This window comes from Butyrivibrio sp. M55, from assembly GCF_900116865.1.
Classification (GTDB): Bacteria; Bacillota; Clostridia; order Lachnospirales; family Lachnospiraceae; genus Butyrivibrio.
Genome location: NZ_FPCD01000009.1, coordinates 98,066 through 110,265 on the forward strand (window position 1 = coordinate 98,066; position 12,200 = coordinate 110,265).

Below are 12,200 nucleotides of genomic sequence, written 5' to 3' on the forward strand. Positions count from 1 at the left end.
ATTTTAATCAATCGCGTATCAGGAGGGCTGATTATGGACGAAGGCTTGCCTTCTGCCAGTTTTCTTTTACTCGCGGCTGTTCTTATAGCAGATATCTTCGTTTTCGGATTTGATGCAGCGATAACCCGCGTCAAAGAAGAGGATGTTGAAAAGAAAAGTCGGGAGAACAAAGATAAAGTTGCTTCGGGACTTCTTAATATCATGAAGAGCCCCGAGAAACATATAAGAGCCATGAATGTTTTTGCGGCAGCAGTGAACATGGTTCTCGGAGGATTTGTTACAAGAGATATCGGACGGTATATCGCATATGTTTTGGACCTTAGTGAATCCTTTATTGCGACCCGTTTTACATATTGTTTGACCGGTGCGGTTATATTGCTTCTTACAATGAGCTTTGGCGTAAGGATACCTGAGCGCCTTGCTGTCAGATGTCCCGAAAAATGGGCGGTGGCATGCTATTATCCGGTGGCGTTTATGAGATTTCTGGTGACTCCTTTTGTTGTAGTTATCAGAGCAATCTCCGGAACGGTCTTGTATCTTTTTGGCGTAAGGGGAGATGAGAATCTCACCGATGTAACCACGGAAGGAATCATCTCGATGGTTTCGGAAGGCCAGGAACAGGGCGTTCTTCAGGAAACAGAGGCTGATATGATATCCAATATTTTTGAGTTTTCCGACAAAGAAGCTCAGGATATTATGACTAACAGAAACGCCATGGTTGCCATTGATGCAAATATGACTCTTAAAGAAGCTGTTGGATTTATGATGGATACCAACAATTCCAGATTCCCGGTTTACCTTGACGATATCGATCATATAATCGGCATCATGCATATACGTGATGCAATGAAGAAGTTGTCCGAGGAAAAAGAAAAGGATCTTCCGATCAGGAAGATAAAAGGACTTCTTCGCCAGCCCAAGTTTGTTCCGGAGACCCGGAATATTGATTCTCTTTTCCATAATATGCAATCGTCCAAAACGCAGATGGTTGTGGTCATTGATGAATATGGTCAGACTGCGGGACTTGTTTCCATGGAGGACATTCTTGAAGAAATTGTCGGAAATATCATGGATGAATATGACGAAGATGAGAATTTCATTAAACCAACCAAGAACAGGGATGAGTTTATTGTAGAGGGCACAGCGCCTATCGAGGCACTTGAAAAGAAATTTGAGATGTCTTTCGGTGAGTCGGAGTTTGAGACTTTGAACGGATTTCTTATATCAAAGCTCGACAGAATACCGGAGGAAGACGACGAATTCAGCGTCGAAGTGGATGGCTATAGTTTCACGATTCTTTCCGTTGGAAATCATATGGTACAGAGCGTACTTATGAAAAAACTTCCAAAAGAAGAGGAAGCAGAAAGCGTGAAAGATTCGGAATTAGCAAAATAGTTTATATATGAGTAATGAAAGGAATTTTATATGTCAGGACATTCAAAATTTGCTAACATCAAGCACAAGAAAGAAAAGAATGATGCGGCAAAGGGTAAAATTTTTACTATTATCGGTAGAGAAATAGCGGTTGCCGTTAAGGAGGGAGGTCCGGATCCGTCAAACAACTTCAAGCTTGCAACGGTCATTGCAAAGGCAAAAGCAAACAACATGCCTAACGATACGATTGAAAGAGGTATCAAGAAAGCTTCCGGTGCAGAAGGCGGAGTTGACTACAAGAGCATCACATACGAAGGATACGGCCCCGGCGGAACAGCCATTATTGTTGAGGCGCTCACAGACAACCAGAACAGAACAGCAGCTAACGTAAAGAGTGCATTTACAAAGGGAAACGGAAATGTCGGTACTCCCGGATGCGTATCTTATATGTTTGATAATAAGGGACAGATCCTTATCGACAAGGAAGAATGCAAGATGTCTTCAGACGATCTCATGATGCTTGTTCTCGATGCGGGAGCAGATGATTTCAACGAAGAGGAAGACAGCTATGAGGTACTTACAACTCCTGAGAATTTCCAGGCTGTTGTAGAAGCTCTCAGCAAAGAAAATATCGAGACAGCATCAGCGGAAGTAACAATGATTCCTCAGAATTATGTATCTGTTACAGATCCCGATACTGTTAAGTATCTTCAGAGAATACTCGATCTTCTTGATGAAGATGACGATGTTCAGGCTGTATATCACAACTGGGAAGAGCCTGAAGAATAATTAAAGATTATGATGGGAATAAAATGAGGGGAGTCCTAAAGAATGAAACTGAGACGAAAAATACCGACATTGTGCATATGGCTTTTATTCATACTCTTTAATGCGGTGATGGTTGGTTGTTCAGGCTATTTTTTAGGGCTTTTTCCTGCCTCAAACAGACTTGGATTCACATTAATCTTTTCCACATTGGGAATTATCTGGACTAACGCGGTCGCGTTACTGGCCGGTAAGGTGTTCGACAGCGTCAAATTGTACAGATATACTCACAAAAAAGGTTTTGAGATTTTTTATAAAGTCGCCGTTGCCTGCCTCATTATTGCTGCATTTGTTTACAGATACAGGACTATTGCGGTGGGTGACCCGATATTTACGGGAAATACGTCTTTACTTGACAATGCAATAGTTGGATCCGACAGCGTTTCATACGAACAGGATCTTTTGTCTATTACTTATTCCAAACTTCTTGGATTCTTTATGATCTTTACCGGAAATATGTCAGAGACCGTGTATGTTTATGAAGCGTTTCTTGCGTGTGTTTTCATAATGTTCACAGGTTCTGCGGTAAAACTTCTTTTAGGGCCGATAGCATCTATTGTTTACATTGGTTATGTATCTTTTATGCCCGCATTTCTTAAGACATTTGCAGATAAAGAGCTCAACACGGACAGAATCTTTTATGTTATGTTCGGTATCGAGATTTACGTTGTAATACGTTATCTGAAGCAGATATATACCGTGGAATGTAAGGGACCGGCATTTATGATACTGTTCTTCCTGGTGGGAGTGACGGTTGGATTTATGGGTTATGTCGATGCCGGAACTTTTGTTGCGGTTTTCCCTTTACTTATCTCAGTATTGTTCATGGCGGAAGGAAGTCTTGCGAATGGCGGAAAGAGTCTGCTGGTCGTGCTTGGAGGAACGCTTTTTACCTTCCTTATCATGATGATACAGGAAGCCGGTATCGGACATGTAGGTGTTGTATTTTCGAAATGGATGTCATATTATTTCCATGAAGTGGGAGCTATTAAACCTTTCTTTATTTATTCGGAGAATAAGCTTGCATACCTTATCACGGTTGTTATAATGTCAGCTGTTTTTGCCGGATACTTAAGAAGTAAAGACGCAGATAATATAATCCCATGGCTTTTTGGAATGATCTTTCTCTTTTTGATGCAGCCAAGTCTTGGTGAGACAAGGATGATCTCTCAGTATGTAGTAACCGTATACTATGGCTTTATTCTTGCGTGTGTTGCCATGCTTGTTTCTCAGGGACCCAAAAAGGAGACCGATATCGTCGAGGAAGAGGAAGAAGAGGAAGAATCAGATCCCGAGAACAACTATGCATATAAGAAAGCCTCTGAGATGAGCGGCTTCGGAAATCATGGTGACAATTCTCTTGCTGCCCGCAATCGTCGTGCTACCGACCGAAGAGAAGGATTTATGACCGGCGAACTTATGGGCGAGGGAGAAATCATGGACAGAGGCGGAGCTTATGAAAAAGAGCTTCGTGAGAAAAAGCGCCGTGAAAGAGAAGAACGCGCAAGAGAACGTCGTGAACGCCGTGAGCAGCTTGCCAGAGAAAGAGGAATGCGCTTACAGGAAGAGCGCGAAGAACGCGAAAGAGAGCGTGAGCAGGCAGAGCGCGAGGACGATCAGCGTACACAGCAGATTGATGTGGAAGAAGTTCGTGAAAGAGAACTTGCTGAAAAAGAAGCCGTTGAAGAACGTGCAAAAGAGCTTCTCGAGCAGGAAGATGACAAAGAACGTCGTGAACAGGAAGAGCTTCAGGAAGAAGAAGCTCGTGAATTGGAGCGCCGTGACATAGAAGAACGTGCGAAGATCCTTCGTGAGAGAGCAAAGCAGGGTAAATTCAGACGAGACATGGATGTTGCCGAAGATGAAGAACCCGAGCAGGAAGATCTTGAACAGGCTGAGCGCGAAGATGCAGAACGCGAAGAGCAGGAAAGACTCGAGCGCGAGCAGGCAGAACGTGAGGAACAGGAAAGACTTGAGCGTGAGCAGGCAGAACGTGAGGAACAGGAAAGACTTGAGCGTGAGCAGGCAGAACGCGAAGAGCAGGAAAGACTTGAGCGTGAGCAGGCAGAACGTGAGGAACAGGAAAGACTTGAGCGTGAGCAGGCAGAACGCGAAGAGCAGGAAAGACTTGAGCGCGAGCAGGCAGAACGCGAAGAGCAGGAAAGACTCGAGCGCGAGCAGGCAGAACGCGAGGAGCAGGAAAGACTTCAGCGTGAGCAGGAAGAGCGCGAAGAGCGTGAAAGAATTCTCCGTGAACAGGAGGAACTTGTCAGAAAGCGCCGCGAACAGGAAGAGCAAGACAGAATCAGACGTGAACAGGAAGAGCGCGAAGAACGTGAAAGAATTCTTCGTGAGCAGGAAGAACTCGAAAGACAGCGTCGCGAGCAGGCTGAACGAGAAGAACAGGAAAGATTACAGCGCGAGCAGGAAGAGCGCGAAGAACAGGAAAGACTTGCGCGTGAGCAGGCAGAACGCGAGGAACAGGAAAGACAGCAGCGTGAGCAGGCAGAACGTATGGAGCAGGAAAAGCTTCAGCGTGAACAGGCAGAGCGCGAAGAACAGGAAAGACTTCAGCGTGAACAAGCAGTACGTGAAAGAATCCTTCGTGAGCAGGAGGCAAGAGCCAGAATGCTCCACGAACGTGCAGCGCTTGCTCGTATTCAGCGAGAGCAAGAAGCGCAGGAGGAACAGGAAAGATTGGCACTTGAACAGGGAACACGTGAAAAGATATTACGTGATCGAAAAGAAAGAGAAAGATTACAACGTGAACAGGAAGCTCTCGAGAGAGTTATGCGTGAGCAGGAAGAGAGCATAAGGCGTCAGCGTGAACAGGAGAATCAGGAAGAACAGGCAAGAGTTCAGCGTGAACAGGAAGCACGTATCAGATTGCAGCGTGCAAGAATGCTTCGTGAGCAGGCGGAACGCGAGCGACTTCTTTTTGAAGCAACCATGGAACCTGAGGCTGAGCTTAGTGTACCTGAAGAACGTGAAAATAAATTCCGTGAAATAGAAGAGCGCAGAAAGAAACCGCGCGAACAGCAGGAACAAGAGATACGTCAGCGTGAACTTGAAGAACAGGCAAGAGCAATGCGTGCAAGAGAAGAACAGGAAGAACTTGCCAGAATTCAGCGCGAACAGCAGGATCGTATCAGATTGCAGCGCGCTCAGATCCTTCGCGAACAGGAAGAACGAGCAAGGCTGATCGAGAAAGAAGAACGTGAGCAGGCACTTCGCGAGCAGGCAGAACGTGAGAGACAGCAGCGTGAGCAGGCTCTCCGTGAAGAACGTGAAAGACAGCTTCGCGAACAGGCAGAGCGCGAGGAACGCGAGAGAATCATGCGTGAACGCGAAGAGCGTGAAAGAATGATGCGTGAACGTGAAGAACGCGAAAGAATGCGTCGTGAGCAGGCAGAGCGTGAGGAACGTGAAAGACTTGCACGTGAGCAGGAAGAACGTGAGCGCCTTGAGCTTGAGAGACAGCGCCGTGAGCAGGCAGAGCGTGAGGAACGCGAGAGACAACAGCGCGAGCAGGCAGAGCGCGAAGAGCGCGAAAGACAGCAGCGCGAACAGGCAGAACGCGAAGAGCGCGAAAGACAGCAGCGCGAGCAGGCAGAACGTGAAGAGCGCGAGAGACAGCAGCGCGAGCAGGCAGAGCGTGAAGAGCGCGAGAGACAGCAGCGCGAGCAGGCAGAACGTGAAGAGCGCGAGAGACAGCAGCGCGAGCAGGCAGAGCGTGAAGAGCGCGAGAGACAGCAGCGCGAGCAGGCAGAACGTGAAGAGCGCGAGAGACAGCAGCGTGAGCAGGCAGAACGTGAAGAACGCGAGAGACAGCAGCGCGAACAGGCAGAGCGTGAAGAACGCGAGAGACAGCAGCGCGAGCAGGCAGAGCGTGAAGAACGTGAAAGACAGCAGCGCGAGCAAGAAGAACGTGAAGAAGAACTCAGTGAGGAAGAAGAACTCGAGAGAGAGCGTCGTGAGCAGGAAGAGCGCGAAAGAAAGATCATCGAAGAGGAAGAAAAGTTCTTTGCTGAGGAAAGAAAACGTCAGGAGCAGGAGGAAGAGGAAGCAAGAGCCCGTCGTGAGCAAGAGCGCATAAAGAGAATTCGCGCACGCGAAGAAAAGAAGAATATCCGCTTTGTTCCCGAGGGAATGGTTCTTCCGAAAGAAACTGAGGCAGATGCTTCCGATGGCAGAAGTGCTGAGCCCAGAATGAAGATGCCTGAATATAACGGCACAATCTCGATAAACAGAAATAATAAAGAGGCTGTTAAAGTAAGTGCTGCCGGCTCAAAGACTGATTTCGACTTTGACTTCAGTTCCGGAGACGATTTTGACATTTAAGGAAGGCTGATTGATGAACATAGAAAATTTATCCGCATATGAGACCGTCGAAAAGAGACATATTGACGATCTAAACTCAGATAGTTATTTGATGAGACACAAGAAGACCGGGGCGAGAGTTGCCATTCTTTCAAATGATGAAGAGAATAAGGTATTTGCCATAGGCTTTAGAACTCCGCCCAAGGATTCCACCGGTGTTGCTCATATCATTGAGCACACGGTGCTTTGTGGATCTGAGAAATATCCTATAAAAGACCCGTTTTTGGAACTTGCAAAAGGGTCACTTAATACTTTTTTGAATGCAATGACATTCCCGGATAAGACCGTTTATCCCGTTGCAAGCTGCAATGATGCTGATTTCCAGAATCTGATGGATGTATATCTGGATGCGGTTTTTTATCCCAATATCTACAAGACAGATAAAATATTCAGCCAGGAAGGCTGGCATTATGAAATGGAAAATGACGACTCCGAGCTTACAATAAACGGAGTCGTTTACAATGAGATGAAGGGAGCATTTTCATCTGCGGATGATGTGCTTTCAAGAGAAATTCAGAATTCTCTTTATCCCGACATTACATACGGAATGGAGTCGGGAGGTGATCCGGATGATATCCCGTCTCTTACTTATGAAGATTATCTTGATTTTCACAGAAAATATTATCATCCCTCAAACAGCTATATTTACCTGTACGGAAATATGGATGTAGCGGAGAAACTTGATTATATCGACAAGAATTATCTTTCAAGATTTGACAGTCTTGATGTTGATTCCAAGATAGAAAGACAGGAAGCGTTTAAAGAGCCTAAGGAGATAGTTAAGCCTTATTCGATCCTTTCCGAAGAGAAAATCGATAAGAACACTTATCTTTCATACAATTGCAGTGTGGGCTCTACTCTCGATAAAAAGCTATATATTGCTTTTGATATTTTGGATTATGCGCTTTGTTCCGCGCCCGGAGCTCCGATCAAGAAGGCTCTTATAGAAAAAGGAATCGGACAGGACGTTTACAGCGAATACGACAATGGAATACAGCAGCCTGTTTTTTCCATTATCGCAAAGAATGCCGATGCATCTCAGAAAGACGAATTTGTAGAGATTATCAGATCTGTGCTTAAAGAGCAGGTGACAAACGGAATTGATAAGAAGGCTCTTTTGGCAGGACTTAATTATGATGAGTTCAAGTACAGAGAGGCTGATTTCGGAAGATATCCTAAGGGATTGTTATACGGGCTTCAGGTTTTTGACAGCTGGCTCTATGATGACAACAGACCTTGGATAAACGTTGAAGCAAATGCCACATTTGCTGAGCTTAAGAAGGAAGTTCAGGGAAGATACTTCGAGGAACTTATCGAGAAATATCTTTTGGATAATCCGCACAGGACTATTCTTATGCTTGAGCCCGTTCCGGGACTTACGGATAAGAAGGATGAGGAGCTTAAAAAGAAGCTTGCCGATTACAAGGCTTCTCTTTCAAAGGATGAGATTTCTGAGATCGTGAAGTATACAGCGGATCTAAAGGAGTATCAGGATGCTCCGGATTTACCCGAAGATCTTGAAAAGATACCGGTTCTTGAACTTAAAGATCTTAAGAAAGAATCTGATAAATTTATTTATGAGAAAAAAGAAGAGAACGGAGTCGATATCCTTTTCCATAATATATTTACTAACGGAATTGTTTATCTGACCTTTGTTTTTGACTTAAAAAATCTTGACGCGAAGCTTATTCCATATGTTTCCGTGCTTAAAAAAGTAATTGGAATGATGGATACCGAGAATTACAGTTACGGTGATCTTTTTAATGAGATCAATATCAAAACGGGCGGTATTACAGGATCCATCAGCACATACACGAATGCGGATGACGTTTCTGAGTTTAAGACAACTCTTGAAATAAGTGTAAAAGTTTTGCATGAGAACCTGCATTACGCATTTGAGCTTGTAAAAGAGATTCTTACTAAGACAAAGCTCGATGACGTTAAGAGACTTAAGGAGATTTTTGGCGAGCAGTACGCAAGACTTCAGTCGGATCTTGCAGCTGCCGGACATCAGACAAGTGCTGTAAGAGCAATGTCTTATGTTTCACCCGCTGCGGCTGTTTCTGACAGAACCGGCGGAATTGGATATTTAAGGCATCTCGAGGGACTTCTTTCAGAGATTGAAACTCCCGATGGAGCAAAAGAGATATCCGATAAGCTTAAAGATCTTTGCAAGGTTATATTCAGGGCAGAAAACCTTTTGGTTGACGTAACCTGCACGGATAAAGAGTATGCGGGAATTGCCGAAGAAAGTAAGTTATTTGCCGATTCTCTTTTCACAGATGACTATGAAAAGGTTAAGTTCGAGATTGAGACATGCAGAAGAAATGAGGCGTTCAAGACGGCCGGACAGGTTCAGTACGTGTGCCGTGCCGGAAACTTTGCATCCAAGGGACTTAAGTACAACGGAGCTCTTCGTGTTCTCAAGGTTATGATGGGATATGATTATCTTTGGAAGAATATAAGAGTGCTCGGCGGAGCGTACGGATGTATGAGCAGCTATGCAAAGAATGGTGATTCTGCGTTTGTAACATACAGAGATCCGAATCTTAAGAACAGTATCGATGTTTTTGAGAAGGCATCAGAATATCTGAAAAACTTCGATGAGGATGAGAAGGTTATCCTTAAATACATTATCGGAGCCATTTCTGATCTCGATACGCCTAAGACTCCCGCAGCAAAGGGAACTTACGGACTTTCGGCATATCTCTGCAATGCCAAGATGGAGAATATCCAGCGTAACAGAGATGAGCTTCTTGGAACGACGAAGGAGACGATAAGAGGACTCAGTAAGTATGTGGACGCATTTATGGAAGATAAGTGCCTTTGCGTAATAGGAAGTTCGGATAAGATTGATTCGGAAAAAGATCTGTTCGATAATATTGAGCAACTTGTAAATAAGTGATTTTGTGCTTATGCACACATGGGTAAAAATATGAGAAAAAGATTTATTGAAAAGAAAGTATTTGTTATTTTCGCATGTGTGACTTTATTGGTTTTGACATCTGTGGGATGCGGAAGTTCTTCGGACAGCTCGTCGGGCTCATCAAAGTTGCATTCGCCCGGTCCGGTAAGCCCAAAAGCTTCCGGCAGTACTGAGTTTTTTACAAAAAATGCAGCTGTTGATGAAAATGCCGATGCGGCGGCTTTTGAAGTAGAGGAGAGCGCGGAGGCAAGCGGTGAAACAGCGCAGGAAAATCCCGAGGCTGTGGTCGATACATCGAGGAAACTTATCACAACGATGAATATCGGTGCCGAAACTGATAATTTTGACGAGGCGCTCAAGGCGGTAGAATCGAAAGTGGGTGAGCTTGGCGGATATATCGAGTCAAGCGATATCTACAACGGAAGCTCCTACGACAAGAACTACAATGATTCGAAAAGAAATGCCAATTTTGTTATAAGAGTTCCCGCGGATAAACTTGGAAGTTTTGTAGACAGTCTGGGTGATGCGTATAATATCACAAGCAAATCGACAAACGTTGAAGATGTAACACTTCAGTATGTCGATCTTGAGAGCAAGAAGAAAGCTCTTTTGACCGAGGAAGAAAGTCTGCTTAAGATACTTGAATCCGCTCAGTCGGTGGAAGATATCATCGCTGTTCAGGACAGACTTTCACAGGTAAGATATCAGCTTGAGAACATGGAATCCCAGCTTCGTACCTTTGACAATCAGGTCGATTACAGTACGGTGAATCTCAGCCTTGAAGAGGTTGCGAAGTATACGCCTGTTGAAGAAAAAGGTGCATTCGCAAGAATGGGCGAAGGTTTCGTTGAAAGCTTTAAATCTGTGGGACATGGCATAAAGGAATTTATTATCTGGTTCGTGATACACATTCCGCAGCTGCTTTTCCTTGCGATATTTGTGGCTGTTATCTGGATATGTGTCAAGAAATACAGAGAAAAGAAGCAGGCAAAAACAGTAGTAACTACTGAGAAGAAAACAGAAGGTAAAGATGGAGAATAATTTTAAAACCGGGTATATAGCGCTTATCGGACGTCCGAATGTCGGAAAGTCAACGCTCATGAACCAGATGATCGGGCAGAAGATCGCAATAACTTCATGTAAGCCCCAGACTACCAGAAACAAGATAATGACTGTTTTTACGGATGAACAGTGTCAGATGATCTTTCTGGATACACCGGGTATTCATGAGACCAAAAATAAACTTGGGGAATATATGACCAAGGTTGCAAAGAGCACTCTTGAAGAAGTTGATGTGGTCTTGTGGCTTGTTGAGCCGAGTACCTTTATCGGTGCCGGTGAGAAGGGCATTATCGAGGAACTTAAGAAGTGCAGAAAACCGGTCATACTCGTTATAAATAAGATTGATACGGTTGAAAAAGACAGCCTTTCAAAATTTGAAGACGCGTATAAGAGTCAGATGGATTTTGCCAAGATTGTTCATACCGCGGCACTTCGCAGAATAAATGTCGATGAGGTTATGAATGCGATAAAAGAGTTTCTTCCCGTGGGACCACCTTTTTACGATGAGGATACTCTTACGGATCAGCCTGAAAGACAGATTGTTGCTGAGATTATCAGAGAGAAGGCACTCAGGCTTATGAAAGATGAGGTACCTCACGGAATCGCCGTTACGGTTGAGCGAATGAGGGAACGTGAAGACAAAGAACTCATGGATATTGAGGCTACGATCATCTGTGAGAGAGATTCACACAAGGGAATAGTTATCGGAAAAGGCGGAGCGATGCTTAAGAAGATCGGATCGACCGCCAGAAGGGATATTGAGGAACTTGTTGGAATCAAAGTAAATCTTCAGTTGTGGGTCAAAGTCAGAAAAGACTGGAGAGATGATAAGACTCAGCTCAAGAGTTTTGGTTATGATGTCAAAGGCATTAACTGAGAAAATGGTAACTGTCATATGGAAGAATTGGTAAATGTAAAAGGCATGGTCATAAAGCATTCTCCCGTCGGAGATTATGACTGGGTGGCAACTGTGTTTACGGCTGACAGAGGCAAGATAACTGCTTTTGCCAGAAATGCAAGAAAGCCCGGAAGTAAGCTGGCAGGAAGCGTTGAGCCTTTTTGCTTCGGAACGTTTAAACTGTTTGCCGGAAGGAATTCCTACACGATCGTCGAAGCGGACATAGAAAATTACTTTGAAGGTTTTAGACAAGATCTGGAAGGTGCCTGCTATGGCACCTTTTTTCTTGAGATAGCTTCTTTTTATACAAGAGAAAATAATGAGGATAAAGAGCTTTTGAATCTTTTGTATATTTCACTCAGAGCTCTTTTGAACGAAAAGATCAGGAACAGTCTTGTCAGATGCATCTATGAAATAAAGGCTCTTTGCATAGAAGGAGAGTTTCCCGGAATTCCTACCGGAAGGGAATTTCTGGACTCCACAGTGTATACGGTCAATTACATAGCGACAAGTCCTCTTAAGAAACTGTACTCATTTGATGTTTCTGAAGAAGTGCTTTCGGAACTTGAGGAGATTACCGCAGATTACAGGAAAAGGTTCATCGACAAACCTCTCAAAAGCCTTGAAATGCTTGAGACTCTGTATAATGTGCGTTAGTATTGAAAAAAAAATACTATTTGGATATAATATCATTTGTTTGCTAGAAAAACAGTTTAATTTATAGAAAAGGAGGGC

General features: G+C 44.2%; 7 protein-coding genes. All 7 read left to right on the plus strand.

The window, feature by feature from the left end; genetic code table 11:
• The first annotated feature begins 33 nt into the window (after positions 1–33).
• The 7 genes from BM398_RS11085 to recO are packed head-to-tail and all read left to right on the plus strand — an operon-like array spanning position 34 to position 12,122.
• Positions 34–1,395: a hemolysin family protein gene (locus BM398_RS11085; protein WP_026654493.1), complete on the plus strand. Its 1,362-nt coding sequence runs from the start codon at positions 34–36 to the stop codon at positions 1,393–1,395.
• Between the two features lie 30 nt (positions 1,396–1,425).
• Positions 1,426–2,163 carry a YebC/PmpR family DNA-binding transcriptional regulator gene (locus BM398_RS11090; RefSeq protein ID WP_092337729.1) on the plus strand — a complete coding sequence of 246 codons (738 nt, stop codon included), beginning with the start codon at positions 1,426–1,428 and terminating at the stop codon, positions 2,161–2,163.
• Between the two features lie 42 nt (positions 2,164–2,205).
• Positions 2,206–6,540, plus strand: a complete 4,335-nt coding sequence (locus BM398_RS11095) for a hypothetical protein (RefSeq protein ID WP_092337730.1) — start codon at positions 2,206–2,208, stop codon at positions 6,538–6,540.
• A gap of 13 nt (positions 6,541–6,553) precedes the next feature.
• Positions 6,554–9,484 carry an insulinase family protein gene (locus BM398_RS11100; protein ID WP_092337731.1) on the plus strand — a complete coding sequence of 977 codons (2,931 nt, stop codon included), beginning with the start codon at positions 6,554–6,556 and terminating at the stop codon, positions 9,482–9,484.
• Between the two features lie 30 nt (positions 9,485–9,514).
• On the plus strand, positions 9,515–10,546 hold the full coding sequence (locus tag BM398_RS11105; protein ID WP_175531918.1) for a DUF4349 domain-containing protein: 1,032 nt from the start codon (positions 9,515–9,517) through the stop codon (positions 10,544–10,546).
• The gene (era, locus tag BM398_RS11110) at positions 10,536–11,444 is read left to right on the plus strand and encodes a GTPase Era (RefSeq protein ID WP_026654499.1); all 909 of its coding nucleotides are present in this window, start codon (positions 10,536–10,538) and stop codon (positions 11,442–11,444) included. The genes BM398_RS11105 and era overlap by 11 nt, the downstream gene beginning before the upstream one ends.
• 18 nt (positions 11,445–11,462) lie before the next feature.
• Positions 11,463–12,122, plus strand: a complete 660-nt coding sequence (recO, locus tag BM398_RS11115) for a DNA repair protein RecO (protein ID WP_092337733.1) — start codon at positions 11,463–11,465, stop codon at positions 12,120–12,122.
• Positions 12,123–12,200 lie beyond the last annotated feature (78 nt).

Coding starts and splice junctions, on each gene's coding strand:
- BM398_RS11100 (WP_092337731.1), top strand. CDS start 6,554: ATGAACATAGAAAATTTATCCGCATATGAGACCGTCGAAAAGAGACAT.
- BM398_RS11095 (WP_092337730.1), top strand. CDS start 2,206: ATGAAACTGAGACGAAAAATACCGACATTGTGCATATGGCTTTTATTC.
- BM398_RS11085 (WP_026654493.1), top strand. CDS start 34: ATGGACGAAGGCTTGCCTTCTGCCAGTTTTCTTTTACTCGCGGCTGTT.
- recO (WP_092337733.1), top strand. CDS start 11,463: ATGGAAGAATTGGTAAATGTAAAAGGCATGGTCATAAAGCATTCTCCC.
- BM398_RS11090 (WP_092337729.1), top strand. CDS start 1,426: ATGTCAGGACATTCAAAATTTGCTAACATCAAGCACAAGAAAGAAAAG.
- era (WP_026654499.1), top strand. CDS start 10,536: ATGGAGAATAATTTTAAAACCGGGTATATAGCGCTTATCGGACGTCCG.
- BM398_RS11105 (WP_175531918.1), top strand. CDS start 9,515: ATGAGAAAAAGATTTATTGAAAAGAAAGTATTTGTTATTTTCGCATGT.